This is a genomic window from Solwaraspora sp. WMMA2059 (assembly GCF_027497315.1).
Lineage (GTDB): Bacteria > Actinomycetota > Actinomycetes > Mycobacteriales > Micromonosporaceae > Micromonospora_E.
The window spans coordinates 973,544-994,681 of the sequence record NZ_CP114908.1; the positions used below are offsets into that span (position 1 = coordinate 973,544).

General features: G+C 72.0%; 20 protein-coding genes, 3 tRNA genes and 1 pseudogene. 12 read left to right on the forward strand and 12 right to left on the reverse strand.

Annotated elements, in window-relative coordinates; translation table 11 throughout:
* Window position 1 precedes the first annotated feature (1 nt).
* The 3 genes from O7553_RS04515 to O7553_RS04525 are packed head-to-tail and all read right to left on the reverse strand — an operon-like array spanning window position 2 to window position 3,924.
* Window positions 2-1,270: an allantoate amidohydrolase gene (locus O7553_RS04515; RefSeq protein ID WP_281553609.1), complete on the reverse strand. Its 1,269-nt coding sequence runs from the start codon at window positions 1,268-1,270 to the stop codon at window positions 2-4.
* Entirely contained in the window at window positions 1,267-2,979 is a 1,713-nt protein-coding gene (locus O7553_RS04520) for a urocanate hydratase (RefSeq protein WP_281553610.1), read from the reverse strand. Before O7553_RS04520 ends, O7553_RS04515 begins: the two co-directional genes overlap by 4 nt.
* Window positions 2,980-3,000: 21 nt before the next feature.
* Entirely contained in the window at window positions 3,001-3,924 is a 924-nt protein-coding gene (locus O7553_RS04525; protein ID WP_281553611.1) for a MurR/RpiR family transcriptional regulator, read from the reverse strand.
* A 98-nt stretch (window positions 3,925-4,022) separates the two neighbouring features.
* Between O7553_RS04525 and O7553_RS04530 the strand changes: the two genes are divergently transcribed.
* Both O7553_RS04530 and O7553_RS04535 read left to right on the forward strand, forming a co-directional pair.
* A complete protein-coding gene (locus O7553_RS04530) occupies window positions 4,023-4,922 on the forward strand; it encodes an MOSC N-terminal beta barrel domain-containing protein (RefSeq protein WP_281553612.1) in 900 nt (299 codons plus the stop codon).
* Between the two features lie 54 nt (window positions 4,923-4,976).
* Window positions 4,977-5,978, forward strand: a complete 1,002-nt coding sequence (locus O7553_RS04535; protein WP_281553613.1) for an expansin EXLX1 family cellulose-binding protein — start codon at window positions 4,977-4,979, stop codon at window positions 5,976-5,978.
* Between the two features lie 12 nt (window positions 5,979-5,990).
* Here O7553_RS04535 and O7553_RS04540 read toward each other — a convergent pair whose 3' ends face one another.
* From O7553_RS04540 to bcp, 3 genes are all read right to left on the reverse strand, one after another.
* Window positions 5,991-6,557 carry a GNAT family N-acetyltransferase gene (locus O7553_RS04540; protein WP_281553614.1) on the reverse strand — a complete coding sequence of 189 codons (567 nt, stop codon included), beginning with the start codon at window positions 6,555-6,557 and terminating at the stop codon, window positions 5,991-5,993.
* A 43-nt stretch (window positions 6,558-6,600) separates the two neighbouring features.
* Window positions 6,601-6,674 (reverse strand) — tRNA-Leu (locus O7553_RS04545).
* Between the two features lie 80 nt (window positions 6,675-6,754).
* Window positions 6,755-7,246: a thioredoxin-dependent thiol peroxidase gene (bcp, locus tag O7553_RS04550; protein ID WP_281553615.1), complete on the reverse strand. Its 492-nt coding sequence runs from the start codon at window positions 7,244-7,246 to the stop codon at window positions 6,755-6,757.
* A gap of 135 nt (window positions 7,247-7,381) precedes the next feature.
* Here bcp and O7553_RS04555 point away from each other — a divergent pair, with 135 nt between their 5' ends.
* The 4 genes and pseudogenes from O7553_RS04555 to O7553_RS04570 all read left to right on the forward strand — a co-directional run.
* Window positions 7,382-8,128 (forward strand): energy-coupling factor ABC transporter permease, encoded by a 747-nt coding sequence (locus tag O7553_RS04555; RefSeq protein ID WP_281553616.1) that lies wholly within the window; start codon window positions 7,382-7,384, stop codon window positions 8,126-8,128.
* A complete protein-coding gene (locus tag O7553_RS04560; protein WP_281553617.1) occupies window positions 8,125-8,505 on the forward strand; it encodes a PDGLE domain-containing protein in 381 nt (126 codons plus the stop codon). The genes O7553_RS04555 and O7553_RS04560 overlap by 4 nt, the downstream gene beginning before the upstream one ends.
* A 6-nt stretch (window positions 8,506-8,511) precedes the next feature.
* Window positions 8,512-9,282 carry a cobalt ECF transporter T component CbiQ gene (gene cbiQ / locus O7553_RS04565; RefSeq protein ID WP_281553618.1) on the forward strand — a complete coding sequence of 257 codons (771 nt, stop codon included), beginning with the start codon at window positions 8,512-8,514 and terminating at the stop codon, window positions 9,280-9,282.
* Between the two features lie 50 nt (window positions 9,283-9,332).
* A pseudogene (locus tag O7553_RS04570) lies at window positions 9,333-10,076 on the forward strand (ABC transporter ATP-binding protein); the annotation flags it as partial.
* Here O7553_RS04570 and O7553_RS30110 read toward each other — a convergent pair.
* The 3 genes from O7553_RS30110 to O7553_RS04580 are packed head-to-tail and all read right to left on the reverse strand — an operon-like array spanning window position 10,062 to window position 12,458.
* Entirely contained in the window at window positions 10,062-11,249 is a 1,188-nt protein-coding gene (locus O7553_RS30110) for a hypothetical protein (protein ID WP_348650105.1), read from the reverse strand. The pseudogene O7553_RS04570 and the gene O7553_RS30110 sit on opposite strands and share 15 nt — an antisense overlap.
* A 1-nt stretch (window position 11,250) precedes the next feature.
* Window positions 11,251-11,961: a thioredoxin domain-containing protein gene (locus tag O7553_RS04575; RefSeq protein ID WP_281553619.1), complete on the reverse strand. Its 711-nt coding sequence runs from the start codon at window positions 11,959-11,961 to the stop codon at window positions 11,251-11,253.
* Window positions 11,962-11,993: 32 nt separating this feature from the next.
* Window positions 11,994-12,458 carry a MauE/DoxX family redox-associated membrane protein gene (locus O7553_RS04580; protein WP_281553620.1) on the reverse strand — a complete coding sequence of 155 codons (465 nt, stop codon included), beginning with the start codon at window positions 12,456-12,458 and terminating at the stop codon, window positions 11,994-11,996.
* 180 nt (window positions 12,459-12,638) lie between these two features.
* Between O7553_RS04580 and O7553_RS04585 the strand changes: the two genes are divergently transcribed.
* Both O7553_RS04585 and O7553_RS04590 read left to right on the forward strand, forming a co-directional pair.
* Window positions 12,639-14,294 (forward strand): copper resistance protein CopC, encoded by a 1,656-nt coding sequence (locus tag O7553_RS04585; RefSeq protein ID WP_281553621.1) that lies wholly within the window; start codon window positions 12,639-12,641, stop codon window positions 14,292-14,294.
* Between the two features lie 13 nt (window positions 14,295-14,307).
* On the forward strand, window positions 14,308-15,126 hold the full coding sequence (locus tag O7553_RS04590) for a YcnI family protein (RefSeq protein ID WP_281553622.1): 819 nt from the start codon (window positions 14,308-14,310) through the stop codon (window positions 15,124-15,126).
* Here the strand turns inward: O7553_RS04590 and O7553_RS04595 are convergent.
* A complete protein-coding gene (locus O7553_RS04595; protein ID WP_281553623.1) occupies window positions 15,080-16,378 on the reverse strand; it encodes a glycosyltransferase family 87 protein in 1,299 nt (432 codons plus the stop codon). The genes O7553_RS04590 and O7553_RS04595 overlap by 47 nt on opposite strands.
* Before the next feature lie 72 nt (window positions 16,379-16,450).
* Here O7553_RS04595 and orn point away from each other — a divergent pair, with 72 nt between their 5' ends.
* Window positions 16,451-17,041, forward strand: coding sequence for an oligoribonuclease (gene orn, locus O7553_RS04600; protein ID WP_281553624.1), 591 nt, complete (start codon window positions 16,451-16,453; stop codon window positions 17,039-17,041).
* Window positions 17,042-17,170: 129 nt separating this feature from the next.
* Window positions 17,171-17,246: transfer RNA gene (locus O7553_RS04605), tRNA-His, on the forward strand.
* Window positions 17,247-17,320: 74 nt separating this feature from the next.
* Here the strand turns inward: O7553_RS04605 and O7553_RS04610 are convergent.
* Window positions 17,321-18,637 (reverse strand): Ig-like domain-containing protein, encoded by a 1,317-nt coding sequence (locus O7553_RS04610; protein WP_281553625.1) that lies wholly within the window; start codon window positions 18,635-18,637, stop codon window positions 17,321-17,323.
* A gap of 221 nt (window positions 18,638-18,858) precedes the next feature.
* A complete protein-coding gene (locus tag O7553_RS04615) occupies window positions 18,859-20,139 on the reverse strand; it encodes an Ig-like domain-containing protein (protein WP_281553626.1) in 1,281 nt (426 codons plus the stop codon).
* 186 nt (window positions 20,140-20,325) lie between these two features.
* On the opposite strand from O7553_RS04615, the gene O7553_RS04620 reads away from it, so the two are divergent.
* Together O7553_RS04620 and O7553_RS04625 are read left to right on the forward strand one after the other, a co-directional pair.
* Window positions 20,326-20,401 (forward strand) — tRNA-Lys (locus O7553_RS04620).
* Window positions 20,402-20,596: 195 nt separating this feature from the next.
* Window positions 20,597-21,037: an NUDIX domain-containing protein gene (locus tag O7553_RS04625; RefSeq protein ID WP_281553627.1), complete on the forward strand. Its 441-nt coding sequence runs from the start codon at window positions 20,597-20,599 to the stop codon at window positions 21,035-21,037.
* Window positions 21,038-21,138 lie beyond the last annotated feature (101 nt).

The following is a 21,138-nucleotide window of genomic DNA, read 5'->3' on the forward strand; positions in this document are numbered from 1 at the left end:
CTCATTTGCCAGCCAGGTCGGCCAGCGCGGCGGCGAGGGCCCGCACCCCGGTGGCGCAGTCGTCGTCGGTGGCGTGCTCGGTCGGGGCGTGCGACACCCCGGTCGGATTCCGTACGAAGATCATCGCCGTCGGCACGTGTCCGGCCAGGACGCCGGCGTCGTGCCCGGCGGCGGTCGGCAGCACCGGCACCGCGCCGGTCAGCTGCGCACCCACCGCCGTGGCGATCCGGTCGGTCAGGTCCGGGTCGAAGGCGACCGGCGGGCTGTCCGACTCGCGGACCACCGCCACCGACGTACCGTCCGCCTGCGCCCGGGCCGCCGCCTCGGCCCCGACCGCCTCGACCAGTGTGGTCAGGGCGGTGTCGTCGGCGGCCCGCGCGTCCAGCCAGGCGTGCACCTGGGCTGGGATCGCGTTGGTGGCGTTGGGTCGCACCGCGACCCGGCCGATGGTGGCGTGCGCGCCCAGCCGGCGGGCCTGCGCGTCGGCGGCGAGTACGGTGTGCGCGCAGGTCAGCATCGGGTCCCGGCGGTCGACCATCCGGGTGGTGCCGGCGTGGTCGCCGGCACCGGTGAACTCCAGTCGCCACCGGCCGTGCGGCCAGATCATGCTGGCCACCCCGACCGGGGCACCGAGGTCGACCAACGCCCGGCCCTGCTCGACGTGCAACTCGACGAAGACCCCGACCCGGGCCAACCGGTCCGGGTCCGGCCCGGCCGCCGCCGGGTCGGCACCGGCCGCCTGCATCGCCTCGGCCACCGTCACCCCGTCGGAGTCGGTCAGCGCCAGCGCGTACTGCGCCGACACGCCGCCGGTGAGCAGCCGCGATCCGAGGCAGGCCAGGCCGAACCGGCCGCCCTCCTCCTCGACGAACGCGGCGACGGTCACCGGCCGGGCCGGGGTGAAGCCACGCTCCCGCAGTTCGTCGACGGCGAGCAGCGCCGACACGATGCCCAGCGGTCCGTCGTAGCCGCCGCCGTGCGGCACCGAGTCGAAGTGGCTGCCGGTGACCACCGCCGGGCTGGTCGGGTCGACCCCGGACGGTATCCAGTCGGCCCACAGATTGCCGTTGCCGTCGGGGCGCACCGCCAGCCCGCGTCGGCGGGCTTCGGCGGTGAACCACTCCCGGCAGGTCAGCTCCGCCGCCGACCAGGCGTAGCGCAGGTATCCGCCGGTACCCGGATCACGGCCGATGCCGGCCAGCTGCGCCCACATCGCCCGGAACCGTTCGACCAGCGGGTCAGCGGTGCTCACCGGGGCCGGGCCGGTCATCGGCGGCCCATCGGCACCGGCAGGTCATGCGCGGCGGCGACCTGACCGGCCAGCTGGTAGCCGGCGTCGACGTGGCGCAGCACCCCGGTCGCCGGGTCGTTGCGCAGCACCCGCTCGATCTTCTGCCCGGCCAGCGCCGACCCGTCGGCGACGCAGACCTGACCGGCGTGGATCGACCGGCCGATGCCGACCCCGCCGCCGTGGTGGATGCTCACCCAGGACGCGCCGCTGGCCGTGTTGACCAGGGCGTTGAGCAGCGGCCAGTCGGCGATCGCGTCGGAGCCGTCGGCCATCGCCTCGGTCTCCCGGTACGGCGACGCCACCGAACCGCAGTCCAGATGGTCCCGGCCGATCACCACCGGGGCGGCCAGCTCACCGCGGGCCACCATCTCGTTGAACCGCACCCCGGCGAGTTCCCGTTCGCCGTACCCGAGCCAGCAGATCCGGGCCGGCAGCCCCTGGAAGGCGACCCGTTCGCCGGCCAGCCGGATCCAGCGGGCCAGCGCCTCGTTGTCGCCGAACAGGTCGAGGATCGCCCGGTCGGTGGCGGCGATGTCGGCCGGATCGCCGGACAGCGCCGCCCACCGGAACGGACCCTTGCCGGCGCAGAACAGCGGCCGGATGTACGCCGGCACGAAACCGGGGAAGTCGAACGCCCGATCGTAGCCGCCGAGCCGGGCCTCGTCGCGGATCGAGTTGCCGTAGTCGAACACCTCGGCACCGGCGTCGGCAAAGCCGACCATCGCGGCGACGTGCCGGGCCATCGACTCCCGGGCCCGCTGCGTGTACTCCTGCGGTGCCCGGCCGGCGTACGCCGCCGCGTCGGCCAGCTCGACCCCTTCCGGCAGGTAGCTCAGCGGGTCGTGCGCGCTGGTCTGGTCGGTGACGATGTCGATCTCGACGCCGTCGGCGAGCAGCTGCGGCAAGACGGTCGCCGCGTTGCCGACCACGCCGACTGACAGCGCCCGCCGGTCCCGCCGGGCGGCCTGGGCCAAGGTGACCGCCTCGGCCAGCGAGGCGGCGACGGTGTCCAGGTAGCCGGTGGCGACCCGGCGGGCCAGTCGCTGCGGGTCGACGTCGACGATCAGGCACACCCCACCGTTCATGGTGACCGCGAGCGGCTGCGCGCCGCCCATCCCGCCGCAGCCGGCGGTCAGCGTCAGCGTGCCGGCCAGCGACGCGGCACCGACCCGGTCGATCCAGGCCGGCGGCGCGGTGGGGTCGACCGGCGTGGTCGTGGTGCCCGCCGCCAGTTTGGCGGCGACCGCCGCGAACGTCTCGTAGGTGCCCTGCAGGATGCCCTGGGTGCCGATGTAGATCCACGAGCCGGCGGTCATCTGCCCGTACATGGTCAGGCCGAGTTGCTCCAGCCGGCGGAACTCCGGCCAGGTCGCCCAGTCGCCGACCAGGTTCGAGTTGGCCAGCAGCACCCGGGGCGCCCACTCGTGGGTGCGCAGGACGCCGACCGGCCGGCCCGACTGGACCAGCATCGTCTCGTCGTCGGCCAGCTCGTTAAGCGTCGCCACCAGTGCGTGGTAGGACGGCCAGTCCCGGGCCGCCCGGCCGGTGCCGCCGTACACCACCAGGTCGTCGGGGCGTTCGGCGACGTCCGGGTCGAGGTTGTTCATCAGCATCCGCAGCGCGGCCTCCTGCGGCCACCCCTTGGCGGTACGGTTGGCGCCGCGCGCCGCCCGGATCAGCTCAGCCATGTCGCGGTCCCTTCCGGGTGGTCAGCCGATGAAGACATTGCGCTGGGCGGCGGAGCGCTCGAACTGCTCCAGCCGCCGCTGCGCCTCGCCCGGTGCCGCGTCGCAGATCGCCTGCAGCAGGACCATCGCCAACGCCATCGGCGCGGCGTGCAGATCGAACACCAGCTGGTCGCCGACCGGGGCGGGCAGCACCAGGTCGGCGTGTTCGGCGGCCGGGCTCAACAGGGAGTCGGTGATCAGCACCACGGCCAGGCCGACGGCGCGCGCTTCGACCAGCGCGTCGACGGCTTCCCGAGGGTAGCGGGGCAGCACGATGGCCAGCAGCGCGGTCGCGCCGGCTTCCCGGGTCTGTTCCAGGCGCTCCGGCAGCAGGCTGCCGCCGCTGTCCAGCACCCGTACGTCCGGGCGGACCTTGGCGGCGAAGAACCCGAAGTAGGTGGCCAGTGGGGCGGCGGCCCGCAGCCCCAGTACCGGCAGCGGGGTGCTGCCGGCCAGCAGGGTGCCGGCGGCGGTGAGCCGGTCCCGATCGCCGAGCTGGTCGGCGAGCATGCTCAGCTGCCGGGCCTCGGCGCGGACCGCGCGCTGCATCTCGTTGTCGGCGGCGTAGGCCCGCCGCCCGCCGCGCCGGGACTCGCCGCGCGGTACGGGCAGGCCGGCAGCGCCGCCGGGCTGGCCGGTGCCTGGTGGGTTGACGGCGAACTCGCGTAGTCGGCGGCGCAGCGCCGGGTAGCCGTCGTAGCCGAGCGCCATCGCGAACCGGGTGACCGACGGCTGACTGACCCGGGCCAGCTCGGCGACCTCGGCGGCGGACAGGAACGCGGCGGATCCGGCGTGCTGCACCAGGCTGTGCGCGATCCGACGTTGGGTGGGGGTGAGGCGGACCCCGGTGAACAGGTCGAGCACCCGTTCGGCCGAAGCGGCCGGGACGACCTCGCTGTCATTCACCCTGACACTGTATGCAATATTTCATTCAGCCGGCAACGGTGGCCGCGCCGGCACCGGCGGCGGCTGTGGTAGAACCAGCGCGTGGAACGCCTGTCGCCGTGTCGCAACCCGGTCCGCACCCGGCCGCCGTCGTGACCGGCGTCCGGGTCGCCGCCCTCCACACGTACCCGGTCAAGGGGTGTCGCCGGCTCGACCACGACGACGCCCGGGTCGAGCCCTGGGGCCTGGCCGGGGACCGACGCTGGATGATCATCGACCCGGACGGGGTCGGCATCACCCAGCGGGAGGCTCCGGCCCTGGTCCACATCCACCCCCGGCCCGTCGCCGGTGGACTCATCCTGCACACCGGCCGGCCGACGCCGGACGTTCCCCCGCCGGTCGCGCCCAGACTGGATGTCCGCGCGCCGGTCGCCGGCCCGCCGGTGCAGGTCCGTGTCTTCCGGGCCAAGACCCCGGTGCCGGCCCGGCTCGCTGCGGCCGCCGCACACGACTGGATCAGTACGCTCATCGGCAGGCCGGCCCGACTGGCCTGGCTGGCCGACCCGGCGGTACGGGCGGTCGACCCTGACCACGGCCGCTCCGGCGACGTGGTCAGCTTCGCCGACGGCTATCCGGTGCTGCTGACCAACGCGGCCTCCCTCGATGCGGTCAACGACTGGCTCGTCGAGTCGGGCGACCCGGCCGCGCCGTTGCCGATGCACCGGTTCCGCCCCAACGTGGTGATCAGTGGAGCGCCGGCCTGGGCCGAGGACGGCTGGCTGGGGCGTCGGATCCGGATCGGCGACGTCACCTTCCGGGTGGCCAAGACCTGCACCCGCTGCGTCGTGACCACCACCGACCAGGACACCGGCGAACGCGGCCAGCAGCCGCTGCGGATCCTCGCCCGACACCATCGTGGCCCGAAGGGTGTCCTGTTCGGGATGAACCTCATCCCGGACGGCACCGGGCGGATCACCGTCGGCGACAACGTGGTGGTTGCGGCCGGTCCCGACTCTTAGGTCTCACTTAGGACCGTTGCCCGGGTACGTCGCAGTACGGCAGCATCGCTGGACGTGACCGACGACGGACCCGCCTTCCATGCCCGCCGGCCTTTCCCGGCCGGCCGGACCCGCTGGCTGGCCGGCGGCGCGTCGGCGGCCGGGGCCGGCCTGCTCGGCCTGCTGCTGGCTGCCCAGGTCGGTGCCAGCCCGGCCTGCGCGGCACCACCCGCCGGCGGCGGCACCAACCAGGGCAAGGCCACTTTCTACGACGCGCAGGGGCAGGGTGGCAACTGTTCGTTCGACAGTGCGCCGGCCGACCGGATGTACGTCGCGCTCGGCCCGGACGAGTACGCCGACGCCGCCGCGTGCGGCGGGTACCTCGATGTCACCGGTCCCCGCGGCACCGTCCGCGTCGTCGTCATGGACCAGTGCCCGGAGTGCGCCGCCGGCCACCTCGACCTGTCCCGGGAGGCGTTCGCCCGGATCGCTGACCCGGTGCGGGGCATCGTCGACGTCAGCTACCGGGCGGTGGTCGACCCGCCGACCGGGCCGCTCGCAGTGCGGGTCAAGGAGGGCGCGTCGCAGTGGTGGTTCGCGGTACGGGTCACTGACCACGGCAACCCGCTCGCGACGGTCGAGGCCCGAACCGGATCGGGGTGGCGCGGACTTGTCCGGCACGACTACAACTACTGGCTCGCCGACGACGGACTCGGCCCCGGCCCGTACTCCCTGCGGGTCACCGACGTGTACGGCAACCGGACGACCGTGCCGGGGGTCCAGCTGGCCCCGGGGCGGACCCAGCGGACCGACGTGCGGCTGTACGGCAGCGGATCGGGTTCCAGCTCCGGCTCCCGGTCGGCCGGGTCGTCCTCGGCCGCCGACGGCTCCGGTGACCGGCCGCCGCCGGCGCAGGCCACGGCGGCCGCCGAACCACCGTCGCCAGGTCCAACGCCCACCGGGTCGGCCTCGCCGGGTCCGTCGCCAACCGCCGGTGCAGCGGGTCTCGGCGCGGCCGCCAGCCCGTCGACGGTGCCGGCCGCGGCTGCTGCCGAGCCGCCGTCAGTCTGCGGCTGACCGATCCCCCCGTCAGCCTGTCACCGGCCTGCTGGCTGATGCGCCGCTCAGTTCCCGCCACATGATGATCTCGTCCCGGTCGTCGCCGTCGGCCACCCGCAGCGCGCCCGGCAGCCGGCCCACCTCCCGGTAGCCGCACCGCTGGTAGAACGCGGGCAGCCCGTGCCCGTCGCGGATGGTGACCTGCAGCGCGGAGAGCCCCATCGACCGGCCGACCCGCTCCGCCTCGGCCATCAGAGCCAGCCCGTAGCCGCGCCCTTGCCGGTCAGGCGTGACCACCACCCGCTTGAGTACCCGCCAGTGTTCCTTGAGGTCGAACCGGTTGCTGGTGACGAAGACGAACGCGGCCAGCCCGGCATCGTCGTGGCCGACGAGCAGCCGGTCGATGCCGGCGGCGACCCCGGCGAACGCCGCCTCGGCGGTCGGGCGTACGTCGGCGACGGTCACCGGGGCGACGAAGCCGACCGCGCCACCGGCGTTGGTCGCGTCCGCCCAGACCGCGATGATCCGCTCGCGCAGCTCGTCGTCGAGCGGCGGATCAAGGACGAAGCCCAGCCGTACGTGGAGTGGGTGCATCATTGCGGTGTGTCGACTCCGGGTGGCCTGGGTGACAGGCGTTGTGTAGGGCCGGCGGGACTTGAACCCACACTGGTGCGATCCTAAGTCGCATGCCTCTGCCAATTGGGCTACGGCCCCGAGCGCTCCTAGGTTACGTGCCGAGGACAGGTTAGCCGAATCCCGGTCGGCCGGAGCCGGAGCCGGCGGCGGCTGCCGCGTCAGTCGAGGCCGAGGTCGCGGCGGAGCTTGGCGACGTGGCCGGTGGCCTTGACGTTGTACAGCGCTCTGGTGATCCGCCCCTCGGCGTCGATCACGAAGGTCGACCGGATCACCCCGGTGACCGTCCTGCCGTACAACTGCTTCTCGCCGTAGGCGCCGTACGCGGTGAGCACGGCCTTGTCCGGGTCGGACAGCAGCGGGAAGGTGAGCCCGTCCCGCTCGCGGAACTTGGCGAGTTTCTCCGGTTTGTCGGGAGAGATACCGACCACCTCGTAGCCGGCGGCCTGCAGCCCGGCGAGCGAGTCGCGGAAATCACACGCCTGCTTGGTGCAGCCCGGGGTCATCGCCGACGGGTACGCGTACAGCACCACGTTGCGCCCGCGGAGCTCCTTGAGGGACAACTGGTCGCCGCTGTCGGTCCGTAAGGTGAATTCCGGGGCGGAATCGCCCGGCGCGAGGCGGACCGGCCCGTCGGTGGCAGCTGAGGTCATGGCGGGAGCCTACTCCCGCCGCTACCGGTCGGGTTGGGCCGCCAACCGTGATCAGTTGCATCCTCTATGCAAGAGCAGCGATGGCGAAATAGGCTGGCCGCGCCACCAACGGACTGCCCAGCCGGGAGGAACCACGTGGACCCCCTCGCACTCCACATCCAGAACGGGGTGCTCAACGGCCCCGTAGCGATCAGCTGCGCCGTCCTTGCCGCCGTGGCCTTCGGGTACTGCGTCGTCCGCGGCCGTCGGGACCTCGACGACCGGCTCGCCCCGATGGCCGGCCTGGTCGCCGCGTTCATCTTCGCCGTCCAGATGCTCAACTTCCCGGTGCTGCCCGGAGTCAGCGGGCACCTGCTCGGCGGCGCGCTGGCCGCGCTGCTGGTCGGCCCATGGGTCGGCGCACTCTGCGTCTCGATCGTGCTGATCGTGCAGGCACTGCTGTTCGCCGACGGCGGGGTCACCGCGATCGGCCCGAACGTCACCAACATGGCGCTGGTCGGCACCGCCGCCGCGTACGGACTGATCTTCGTCCTGCTACGGGTGCTGCCACGCACGCCGACCGGGCTGGCGGTCACCGCCTTCGTCGCGTCGGTGGTCAGCGTTGTCGCAGCCGCGTTGAGCTTCGTGCTGCAGTACGCCATCGGCGGCACCACCGCGCTGCAGGACTTCGGCCTCGGCCAGGTGCTGGCCCTGATGACCGGTACCCACGTCCTGATCGGCGTCGGTGAAGGGCTGATCGCCGCGGTCACCGTGCTGACCGTCGCCCGGACCCGGCCCGACCTGGTGTACGCCCTGCGCGGCCTGCGCCGCCCGACCAGCCCGACCCCTGACCCGACCGGCCCGACCACCAGCCATTCCGTTTCCGCCGGAGGTGCCGCATGAAGCGCAACACCGGTTTCATCCTGGCCGGCCTGTTCGTCTCGCTGCTGCTGGCCGGCGTGGTCAGCAATTTCGCCTCCGGCTCGCCCGACGGGCTGGACTCGGCGTCGACCCAGGGCTGCGAACTCGACGGCGAGGAGATCGTCGGCGGGGCCTGCATGGGCTCCGGCGCGCAGGACCACGAGCTGGCCGACAGCCCGTTCGCCGACTACGGCCTGACCGCCGTGGACAACGGTTTCATCGGTACGGCGGTCGCCGGCGTCGTCGGGGTGCTGCTCACCTTCGCGGTCGCCGGTGGGCTGTTCTGGCTGACCCGCAGCCGCCGGCCGGCCGGCGAGGCACTGGCCGCCCGGGCGCCGGCCGGCGGACCGAAGAGCTGACCAGCGGTGGGAGCCGGGCACGCGCAGTTGCTGCACCTGGAGCGGGACAGCCCGGTGCACCGGCTCCCGCCGGAGACGAAGATCGCCGCGATGCTGGCGTTCACCCTGGTGGTGGTGGCCACCCCGCGCGAGCGGCTGTGGGCCTTCGGCGGCTATCTGCTGCTGGTCGTGGCGGTCGCCGTCGTCGCCCGGGTGCCGGCGGGCTGGCTGGCCCGGCGGTCGCTGATCGAGGTCCCGTTCGTGGCCTTCGCGTTCGCGCTACCGCTGCTGGCCGGCGGTGAACGGATCCCGCTCGCCGGTCTGAGCCTGTCCGTCGAGGGCCTCTACGGCGGCTGGAACATCCTGGCCAAGGCCACCCTCGGGGTGCTCGCGTCACTGCTGCTGGCGGCCACCACCACCAGCCGCGAACTGCTGGTCGGGCTGGACCGGCTGCGCTGCCCGTCGATCGTCACCCAGATCGCCACGTTCATGCTGCGCTACGTCAACGTGCTGGTCGACGAGGCCCGACGGATGCGGATCGCCCGGATCTCCCGGGGCGACGACCCGCGCTTCCTCTGGCAGGTACGCGGGTTCGCCGCCGGCGTCGGCGCGTTGTTCCTGCGGGCGTTCGAGCGCGGCGAGCGGGTGTACCTGGCGATGATCTCCCGCGGGTACACCGGTCGGATGCCGGTGGCCTGGCAGGCCACCGGCGGTGCCACGGCCGGCCAGTGGATGCTGGCCGCGTCGGTACCGGTGACGGCCGCTACCATCGCCGCCGTGGCGGTGTTGTCGCGGTGAGCGATCCGGTCGACGCGGGCTCGACGCAGCCGGCCGGCGACGGCGGTCCGATGCCGTCTGTCGGCCCGGTGCCGCCGTCGCTGCGGGTGCGTGACCTGCGGTTCAGCTACCCGGACGGGCATCCGGCGCTGCACGGGGTGGATTTGACCGTGCCCGCCGGGGCCCGGGTGGCGTTGCTGGGGCCCAACGGTGCCGGCAAGACCACGCTGGTGCTGCACCTCAACGGCGTACTTCGGGGCGGGTCCGGTCAGGTCGAGGTCGGTGGGCTGCTGGTGGATCAGCGGCGGGCGACCCTGGCCGAGGTACGCCGCCGGGTCGGCATCGTCTTCCAGGATCCGGACGACCAGCTGTTCCTGCCGAGCGTCGCCGAGGACGTGGCGTTCGGCCCGGCGAACCTGGGGCTGCGCGGTGCCGAGCTGGCGGCGCGGGTCGACGAGGCGCTCGACGCCGTCGGGATGGCGCAGCACCGGGACCGGTCCCCACAGCACCTGTCCTTCGGCCAGCGGCGGCGGGTGGCGGTGGCGACGGTGCTGTCGATGCGTCCGGAGATCCTGGTGCTGGACGAGCCGTCGTCGAACCTCGACCCGGCGGCCCGTCGTGAGCTGGCCGAGGTCCTGCACCGGCTGCCGGTGACGATCCTGATGGTCACCCACGACCTGCCGTACGCGTTGGAGCTGTGCGACCGGTCGGTGATTCTGGACGGCGGCCGGGTGGTGGCGGACGGTCCGACCACAGACCTGCTCGCCGACGCGGAGCTGCTGGCCCGGCACCGGCTGGAGCTACCGTTCGGCTTCGACCCGCTGCTCGCCGCGCGCCAGCTCGCCTCCGTCCGGGCCGGTGCTGCCCGGTCCGTCCCCGGCGGCCCGCCCGACGCTTTCCGGGCCGGTGACGGGCTCCGCGCGCAGGCGTAGCACCGCGCCGAGCGCCACGGCGACCCCGCTGACCAGGACGGCGGCGACCACGATCCGCGGCCACCAGGCCGGTCCGGGCACCGGGGCGATCGCCCGGGTGAACACGGCGGCGTTGGCCGCCCCGGCGAAGACCGCCAGGCAGGTGCCGGTCAGGGCGAGGGCCAGCTCGGCACCGGCTCGGCGGCGTGCCGCGTACCCGGCGGCGGCCAGCGCGGCCAGCCCGGTCAGCAGAGCCCAGACCGGGCCGTCGAGCAGCACACTGAGCAGGCCGGCCGGGCCACCGGTGCCGGATTCGACGGCGCGGGCCATCGCATAGCCGACGGCGGCCGCCGCGCCGACGGCGAGCCCGCCGGCGGAGACCAGCTGTGCGGTCCGCGGATCATGGCGGGCGGTAGCCACCAGAGCGACCATCATCAGTACGGCACCGAGCAGCGTGCCGCCCCACCAGTGCAGCGGGTCGGGCGGCGGGATCCAGTCCAGCGTGCCGCGCAGCTCGACCGGGGTGACGCCGTCGCGCAGCGGCACCACCCAGTCGCGTACCCGGTGCACCTGGTCGGGTGCGGCCCGCACCGCGTCCGGCGGCGCGGCGTCCAGCCAGTAGGTCCGTTGGTCGTGCCAGCGGACCACCGGCCGGTCGGCGATCCGTCGCCAGTCCGGCGGCGCGGCCGGGTCGGCGTCGGCCGGCACCGGGGTGTCGCCGGCCAGGGTCTCGCTCTGGTACGCGGTGGGGGAGCGCCGGTTCTGGTAGACCCCGTCCGGTCGGATCTCCAGGTACGGCTCCCCGGCGTAGCCGAGCACCTCGACCGGCCGGCCGCTGTGGTTGGTCAACTCGAGCCGGGCACCGGCCTCGACGACCCGCACGGTGAGCCCGTCGACTGCCGGCACGGTGCCGGTCACCGCCACCCGGTAGTCGGAGGCCGCAGGGGCGTCCGCGCCGTGCGCGGTGGCCGGCGTCGCGGCACCGGTGAGCAGCACCGCCGCCACGCCGACGAACACCGCAAGCCGGCCGGCCAGTCGGGTGGCCCGCACCTGCGCCAGCCGCCGGGTGAACCGCACGTCAGCCGGCCGCGTCGACGGCGGCGGTGATGGCCTGGGCGCTCGATGCGACGGTCTCGCCGTCGACCATCACGGTCGGGGTGCCGCTGACCCCGGCCCGGCCGGCCTGCTCGGTGACGTGGGCCGGCCAGCCGCCGTAGGTGTCGTCCCGGACGCACTGGCCGAAGCTGCCGGTGTCCAGCCCGACCTCACCGCCGACGGTGATCAGCTGCTCCTCGCTGAGCCCGGGGCCGCCCTCGGCCGGCTGCTGCTCGTAGAGCGCGGCGGCGTACTCCTCGAACTGGCCGCCGGCCGCCGCGCAGCCGGACGCCGCCGACGCCCGCGTCGAGTACGCGTCGTCGCTGAGCCGGTCGAGGATCGCGACGGGGTGGTACACCAGGGTGATCCTGCCATCCTCGACGAGCTGGTCCAGGGTCGGGCCGACCTGTTGTTCGAACTGCCGGCAGGCGGGGCAGAGGAAGTCGGCGTAGAGGTCGACGGTGACCGGGCCGTCGCCGATCGGGATGCCGGAGTCGTCGGCGACCGCACCGGGTGGCGCGGTGTACTCGCCGCCGCGCTGGGTCTGGTAGACGGCCCAGCCGATCATGCCGGCGAGAACCAGCGCCACCACGGCCGCCACCGACGTCCAGAGGGCACGCTGGCGCCGCCGCTCCCGGGCCAGCTGGTCGCGGACCACCCGGGCTGCCTTCTTCTGCTCCACTCGTCGGCTCATCGCCGTCACCCGCCGATCTACCTAGAAGATGACTATCTGTTGCTGTTCAGCCACGAATCCGTCGACAGTGCTGTGCGCGGCCACCACACCAGGAACCCGGCGAGCGTCAGGAACGCAAGGTCGCGGGCGATCTCCGGGCCGTAGGCAGGGGTCTGCCCGGCGGCCAGTTCACCGCCGACGCCGAAGCAGCCGCAGTCGATCCGCAGCCCACGCACCCACGCGGAAGTGATGCCGGCGATGAAGACGACCAGCAGGCCGGCCGAGACGACCGCGCAGAGCCGGGTGGCCAGCCCGATCAGCAGCAGCACGCCGAGCGCCAGTTCGACGAAGGGCAGCGCGGCGCCGATCACCATCGCCAGGTCGTACGGAAAGACCTGGTAGGCGTTGACCGCCCGGCCGGACCCGGCCAGGTCGGTGACCTTCGACCCGCCGGCGACCAACCAGACGGCAGCCAGCCCGAGGCGGACGGCGGCTCCGATCCAGGGTCGTACCCTCATGTCTGTTAGTCGCTGCGCACCCGATGCCGAGTTCCACGGAGGCGGGACATCAAACCGGAAGATCCGATGTCGTACGTCACATCGAGCATCGCGGAACTTCGGCCACCGACCAACCGACCAACCACCAATGAGGGGAGGCCGGGTCGCGTGGACCCAGGTGGACCGGCGAGCATATTGCCCATGACTGCCGCAACGAATAGATGGACGTCGCGCCTCGTGGTCGTCGCCGGCCTGCTGCTGGCGGCACTGCCCGTGGTCCTGCTACCCGCCGCAGCGCCGGCCAGCGCGCACGCCGTCCTGGTCAGCACCAGCCCGGTGACCGACTCGGTACTGCCGAACGCCCCGGCCGAAGTGGTGCTGACCTTCTCCGAATCGGTGCGGCAGGTCCCCGACCGGGTCCGGGTGATCGCCCCGGACGGGCAGCGCGTCGACCAGGGCGAGCCGGTCTTCGACGGCGCGGTGGTCACCGTCTCCGTCGAACAACAGACGTCGCGTGGCACCTACCTGGTCAGCTACCGGGTGATCTCCGCCGACGGACACCCGGTAAGCGGCGGCTTCACCTACTCGGTCGGCGCGCCGTCGGCGGTGCCGACCGACGACGGCGGCGCCGACACCGATCCGCTGGTCAGCGGGCTGCTGCAGGCGGCCAAGTTCGTCGGGTACGCCGGACTGCTGCTGATCGTCGGCCCGGTGCTGGTGCTGAGCATGCTCTGGCCGCGCCGGCTGACCCGCAGCGGGCCGGGCCGCCTGACCTGGGCCGGGCTGGGACTGGTCGCGGCGTCCACCCTGGCCACCATCTGGCTGCAGGCACCGTACGTCACCGGCGGCGGGATCGGCGACGCCGACGGCGCGGCGCTGCGTGACGTCCTCGGCAGCGGGATCGGCGCAGCGCTGCTGGTCCGGCTCGGGGTACTGGCCGCCACGGCGGTGCTGCTGCGGCCCTTCCTGGCCGGCTCGGAAGGCCGCAGCGACCAGATCCTGCTCGGCGTCCTGGCCGTCATCGGGGTGTTCACCTGGCCGTTGGCCGGTCACCCGAGTGCCTCACCGGTACCGGCCGTCTCAGTGGTGGTCGACGCCGTGCACCTCAGCTCGATGGCGGTCTGGCTCGGCGGTCTGGCGATGCTCGCGGTGTTCCTGCTCCGGCAGGCCGAGGAGCGGGAACTCGCCGCGATCCTGCCGATCTGGTCGCGTTGGGCGGCGCTGGCGGTCTGCGCACTGCTGCTCGCCGGTACGGTGCAGGCGCTGATCGAGGTGGGTACCTTCGAGGCGCTGTTCGGCACCACGTACGGCCGGTTGCTGCTGGCCAAGATCGGCCTGTTCGGGCTGGTCCTCGCGGTGGCGGCGTACTCGCGGCAGCTGGTGCGCAACCGCAGCGCCGCCGGACGTCCCGGCCGGATGCGGCAGGCGATCGTCGCCGAACTGGCCGTCACCGCCGTGGTGCTGGCGGTCACCGCGGTGCTGGTGCAGACCACCCCGGCCCGGACCGCCATCGGCGAGGACCTGCGGGCCGACAGCGGCTACTTCTCCACCACGCTGACCAGTGACATCTACTCGCTGCAGGTGGAGGTGGACCCGGCCCGGCGGGGCAACAACTCGGTCCACCTGTACGCCTACACCGAGGACAACCGGCCGCAGCCGGTGATCGAATGGCAGGCCACTGCGGCGTTGCCGGCCAGCGGGGTCGAACCGATCGAGATCCCGCTGCTGCCGCTGACCGACAACCACGCCACCGGTGAGATCAGCCTGCCGGCTGCGGGAGACTGGGAGCTGCGGATCACCGTCCGGATTTCCGACATCGATCAGGCGACCGTCGCCACCACGGTGGAGATCAACTAGAAAGGGCTACTTCATGCTCCGTCACCGACGCACACCGGTCCGCGTTGCGGCGCTCGCCGGTGCGGCCGCCGTCGTCGGCATCCTCGGTCTGGCCGCCCCGGCGGCCGCACACATCACGGTCCACCCGACGCAGGCGCCGTCTGGCGACTACGCCCGCCTCGACTTCCAGGTGCCGAACGAGAGCGACGAACACAGCACGGTCAAGGTCGAAGTGGTGATGCCGGAGGACACGCCGATCGCCTCGGTGTCACTGGCCCGGGTGCCCGGCTGGACCGTCGAGGTGCAGACGGCGCCGGTCGATCCGCCGCTGGAGGTACACGGTGCCCAGGTGACTGAGGCGGTGTCCCGGGTCGTGTGGACAGCCGAGACCGCGGAGGCCAGCGTGCAGCCGGGCGAGTTCCTGGATCTACCAATCCGGATGGGCCCGCTGCCCGACGCCGAACAGCTGGTCTTCAAGTCGCTGCAGACCTACTCCGACGGCACCGTGGTGCGCTGGATCGAGGTGCCGGTGCCCGGCGAGGAGGAGCCGGCCACCCCGGCGAGCGTGCTCACGTTGACCTCGGCTGAGCAGGACAGCCCCGCCGTCGGCGGCGGTCAGGAGCCAGTCGACGACGAGGCACCGGCCGACGACGCCGCGACCGGCAGCGACACCGGCGGCAGCGGTGCCGCGCTCGGGGTGGGGATCGTCGGGCTGCTCGCCGGCCTCGGCGGGCTGGTACTCGGCGGGCTGGCGTTCGCCCGGACCCGCCGCCCGACGCCTGCTCCGGCGGCTGCCCCAGCGGCCGCTACCCGCCCGGAGTCGACGTCGGGTGACGGCGGATCGGCAGACTGACCAGCAGCAGCGCGGCGGCCAGCACGTACAGGTTGCGCAGCACGAAGGTGGCCGGATCGTCGGTCGGCTCCTTCGCATGGCCCCAGTCGATCAGTGACACGACACCGACGACCAGCGCCGCGAAGATGACCGCCGCCAACGCCAGTGCCGCCGACGCCGCCGGTCCGGCGGCCCGGACTCCGCTCCGGGCCGCCGCCGGCTGCGGCCCGGCGGCGACCGGCGGGCGGGCCGGCAGCGCCGCGTCGAGGAGCACGATCAGCGCCGGGACGAACCAGTAGACGTGGTGCGGCCAGGTGATCGGTGCGATCAGCGCGGCCACCAGGCCGGTCAGGGTCAGCCCGGCCAGCTCGTCACCGGCCCGTGCCGCCCGGGCCGCACGCCACAACCCGTAGCCGGCGGCGACGGCCACCAGCACCAGCCAGACCAGCCGGTCCGGCTCGGCCGGAGCGGCCAGCCGGGCGAGCAGCCCCTGCAGCGACTGGTTGCCGGTGTAGTCGCTGCGCCCCACCCGCTCGGTGCTCCACAGCTCGGTGAACCAGAACCGCCACGACTCGGCCGGGGCGACCGCCGCGGCGAGCCCGGTGGCGGCCGCCGCCGCCAGGCAGGACACCAGCGCCGCCTGCCACCGACGGGTGACCAGCAGGTAGACGATGAAGATCCCCGGGAACAGCTTGATCGCCGTCGCCAGGCCGATGCCGACGCCGGCCCAGCGGGACCGCTTCGGTACGGCGAGCAGCAGGTCGGCCAGGATCAGCACGACCAGCAGCATGTTGATCTGCCCGAGGAAGATCGTCTCCCGGGTCGGCTCGATCAGTACCACCAGCGGTACCGCCAAACCGGCCAGCCACCAGCGCGGCAGGCCGCGTCGGCGGGCGATCGGCGTGACCAGCCAGACCGTGGTGACCACCACCGCCAGCAGCGTGCCGACGGTGAACACGGCGGCGGCGGTCCCGGCGCCCACCGCCGCGAACGGGCGCAGCAGCAACGCGGTGAACGGGGGATAGGTGAAGTAGAGCTGGCCCTGCACGATGTCGGGCTGGACGTAGTCGTACAGCGGGTTGCCGTCGGCCCACCAGCGCATCGCGCTGAGGTAGATCTTCAGGTCGTAGAAGTCGTGCCGGTTGCCGTACCAGATCAGGGCGGCGACCACGGCGGCGCTGAGCGCGACGACGACCGCGATCCGGCGCGGCGTACGTGATCTGTCGTCGACGGGGCGCGGCGCGGGGCCGTCCGGGAGGGTGTCGGCGGGCACGCCCGCGAGCCTAGCGGGGGCCGCCGCCGGTGACCTGGTCGGCTGCTGGACGGTGCCGCGTAGGCTGTCCGCGTGGCGGATCTTCTTGTCTGGATCGACTGTGAGATGACCGGGCTCGACCTCGGCAGGGACGCGTTGATAGAGGTGGCCGCGCTGGTCACCGACTCGGACCTCAACGTGCTCGGCGACGGCGTCGATCTGGTGATCCACGCCGACGAGGAGACGTTGGCCGGGATGCCGGACGTGGTGCGGGAGATGCACGCCAAGTCCGGGCTGACCGAGGAGGTGCGGCGCTCGGCGGTCACCCTCGCCGAGGCGCAGGACCGGGTACTTGAGTACGTGACGAGCTTCGTGCAGGAGCCGAAGACCGCGCCGCTGTGCGGCAACTCGATCGCCACCGACCGGGGCTTCCTGGCCCGGGACATGCCGCGACTCGACTCCTACCTGCACTACCGCATGATCGATGTTTCGTCGATCAAGGAGTTGTGCCGGCGCTGGTACCCCCGGGTCTATTTCGGGCAGCCGGCCAAGGGGCTGTCGCACCGGGCGCTGGCGGACATCCGGGAGAGTATCCGGGAGCTGGAGTACTACCGGCGGTCGATCTTCGTGCCGCTGCCCGGCCCGGACGTCGACGCGGCCAAGGCGATCGCCGCCGGCCTCTGACCGTCGCCGAACGACCGGCCGCTGGGTGGCGGCCGGGCCGGCCCGGCGGAACCCGCTCGACGTGATGCCTGCCGGTAGGGCTATCATTGGTCGGCACCCCACGCGGCAGTCTGCCGGGTGTGGTTCTTGGTGGCTGTAGCTCAGCAGGTAGAGCACCGGGTTGTGGTCCCGGGTGTCGAGGGTTCAAGTCCCTTCAGTCACCCCATACCGAAGCGCCCGGCCAGGATCTGATCCTGGCCGGGCGCTTTTGCTCGGTGCCCGTTCCCGGGTGGGGACGGGTCAGGCCTGCGGGTCCGAGCTGGTTCCGGACCCGCCGGCGGCACCGCCCGGCGTCGACTCCGTCGTTGCCAACTCGGTCGACTCCGGCTCGTACGGCAGGGCGCTGCCTTCGACGAGCTCGTCCCAGCTGAGGTTCCACACCGTCCAACCGTTGCCGTTGGCGAGCTGGACCTCGGTGCCCTTGACCGTGACCGGGTCACCGACCCTGGTCTGGTTGAACAGCCACTTGGCGTTGTCCACCGACATGTTGACGCAGCCGTGTGAGACGTTGCGTACCCCCTGGTCGGCCACCGACCACGGGGCGGCGTGGATGAACTCGCCGCCCCAGGTCAGCCGTTGGGCGTACTCGATGTCCGTCCGGTAGCCCTCCTCCGGGCCCAGCTCCTCGTACGTGTCGAAGACGGTCTCCTTCAGCTTCTCCATCACGATCATGGTGCCGCTGGAGGAGGGCGTCTTCGGCTTGCCGAGACTGACCGGGATCTCCTTGATCGTCTCGCCGTCCTTGGTGACCACCATCGTCTTGCTGGTGTTGTCGACCGTCATCACCAGCGCCGCACCGACCTCGGCGTCCACGGTCAGGTCGTTGCGGCCGTACCAGCCGTCGCCCATCGGCAGGCCACCGGTCTGCGCCTTGTAGAACAGCTGGGTGCCGGCCTGCCAGAACTCGCGTGGCCGGAACTGGACCTCGGTAGGGCTCACCCAGTACCAGATGCCCTCCTGGGCGGGCTCGGTCTCGACGCTCAACCGCCGCTGCACGTCGTCGCGGTAGTCCTGCGGGATGTCCCGGCTGAACCGCAGAATCAGTGGCATCGCGACGCCGACCACGTTGCCGTCGCCCAGGAAGCTGGACACTCGTACCTGATTGCCCGGCTGGGCCATGGTCCGGAAGTTGTGGCTGGTCACGGTGGTCTCGCCGTCGTCGCCGGTCACCGTCACCGTCGCGGTGTACGCGGCGTCGTACTCCAGCTGCCCGTCGGGGAGGAAGACAGAGCCGTCGGCGTCGACCTCGCCCGGCACCGGGTTGCCGTCGACGTCGGTCAACTCAACCGTTGTCCGCGTCGCGTCGGTGGTGGTGAAGGTGATCGCCGTCGACGCGGGCACGTCGGTGGCGTCGGCGGCCGGCTCGGTGATCGTGGCCTGCGCATTCGGGCTCGGGTCGGACTCCGTGCCGCCCTGCCAGGTGGGAGCGTCGCCGGCGCCGGTGCAGGCACCGGTGAGGGCGAGCGCGGCGGCGAGCGCGACGGCCGTGACAACCCGCGGTACGGGCGGTCGCGCCCGCCCAATCCGCGGCTCTACCTGAAAGCGGCTGACTCGCATGATCCCCTCACGAAGTTCGGTCCCCGGATCCCATCGTCCAACAAAGACGCGGTGGGGCAACTCCCGGGTTCGTGCCCCAAACGTACGCAACGGCGACACGGCTGACCGGTATTCCCCGGATCGTCCGGTACATTCGGTCAGCCGTGTCACATTCGTCCGTTGTTGGCAGTCATTCAGATGTCATACTGTGCCCCCCGTGTGGACGGGAAACGCATCGACCGTCACCCGGACGTCGCTGTCGGTACTGGAGCCGGCGTCGTCGGTGCCGGTGAACCAGCCCTTGCCGGTTGTAGATCGGCCGGCACCGGCAACGCACTACCTTTGACGAACTCGTCCCAGGTGAGGTTCCAGGCCGTCCAGCCGTTGCCGTCCGCCAGCTCCCGCTCAGTGCCCTTGACCGTGATCGGGTCACCGACCTTGGTCTGGTTGAACAGCCACTTGGCGTTGTCCATCGACAGGTTGACACACCCGTGTGACACGTTGCGTACTCCCTGATCGCCGACCGACCACGGGGCGGCGTGGATGAACTCGCCACCCCAGGTGATCCGCTGGGCGAACGAGATGTCCGTCCGGTAGCCCTCCTCCGGGCCCAACTCGGCGAAGGTGTCGAAGACGGTCTGCTCCTGCTTGTCCATCACCACCATGGTGCCGCTCGACGACGGCGTACTCGGCTTGCCGAGACTGACCGGCATCTGCTTGACCAGCTTGTCATTCTTGAACATCGACAGCTGCTTGGTGGCGTTGTCGACCTCGACGGTCACCTTCTCGCCGATCTTCGCGGTGGCGCCCCGGTCCATGTCCCCGTACCGGCCGTCACCGGTCGGGTGGCCGTCCAGCGCGATTCGGGTGGTCAACGTCGTGCCGGCCTGCCAGAAGTCCGGAGCCCGGTAGAACGCCTGGGTACCGTTGGACACCCAGTGCCAGGTGCCCGGCTGTGGCGGGTCGGTCTCGACGAACATCCGCTTCTGTACGCTGGCCCGCTCCTGCTCCGGAATGCCGGGGAAGAACTCGACCACCACCGGCATCGCCACCCCGTACGTCCGCCCGTCGAACAGGTAGAGGCCGGTGCCGGTCTGCGACCCGGACCTGCCCATCGTGGTGAACGAAGTAGTCTTGGTCTCCTCCTCCCCGGTGCTGCTGGTCGCGACGACGGTCGCCGTGTACTTCTTCTGATTCTTGAGTGGTTTGTCCGGCACCCAGGCGGTGCCGTCCTCCCGCATACTGCCGCTGACCTCGCCGCCACCGTCCTCGACGAGGGTCACCGAGGTGACCTCCCCGCCGCTGACCGTGGTGCCGATCTCCGTACTGATCGGCAGGTTCTTCGCGTCCGCCTTCGGCGCGATGGCGAACTCGAACGGCTCCGGCGGGGGTGTCGGACTCGCCGTGGCCACCTGGCCGTTGACGAATCGTGGCGTCTTGTCCGATCCACACCCTGCCAGTGCCGCCGGTGCGATGACTGCCAGTGTCACCGCGACCGACCAACCCCTCCTGACCTTGTGCATGCCAGTCCCCGTTCCTTGTTCCGTCCCTGCCGACATCGTGCATCACCCGCCATGCCCTTCGTGCCTGATCCGGAAGGGTGCCAGATCCGCGCACATGGGCAGGTCCGCCGGACAGACGGCTCGTTGCCGGCAACTGGTTGGAAGCTGGACGGCCGGACATGCTAGGGTTGCCCGCGTTGTCAGCGAGCGCCGCTAGCTCAACTGGCAGAGCAGCGGACTCTTAATCCGCGGGTTGTAGGTTCGAGTCCTACGCGGCGTACCAGACACCAAGGCCCCGACCAGGCGGTTTCCGCCTGGTCGGGGCCTTTTGCCGTACGCCGTACGGCCGGTTGGGTGCTCGCCGGGCGCTCGGGAGCCGCTGGACCGTTGCGGACACGGTGTGATGCCAGCGGTCAGGCTCGAAGATCAAATGGCTGTGTTGTCGCCAGTGCATCCGTCGGGTGGATGGGGGTTGGTCGTGCGTCGGATCGTGCGGAGGTCGGTGCGGGCGATTCTGCTGGACGAGGACGACCGCCTCGTGCTGATCAAGCGGATCAAGCCAGGCCAGGCGCCGTACTGGACGACGCCGGGCGGTGGCGTGGAGCCGACGGATGTCTCCCTGGAGGCTGCGCTTCGTCGGGAGTTGCAGGAAGAACTCGGTGTCGAGGCCGATCGGTTCGCTCAGGTGTTCCTGTTCACTGCTCCCGCTGGTGAGGGCGTTTCCGTCCAGCACTTCTTCGCTTGCCGGCTACTTCGGCTCAACGAGGACGCCCGCACGGGGCAGGAGTTCGCTGAGCCGTCGCGTGGTGGCTACCAGTTGGACCGGATTAGGCTCGACGAGCTGCCTGCGGTAGATCTAAAGCCGGAAGGGCTGACCGAGTTCATCTCCTCCAATAAGGAGGCCCTGCGCTCGATGTAGGGCAGGCTGGTTGCTTGATCCCAGGTGGCGACATCGTGAGGGCCCATCGTGGGTGTTCCGGGTGTTGCTGCATGTGCCGAAACTGGGGTGGATGCCGTCGA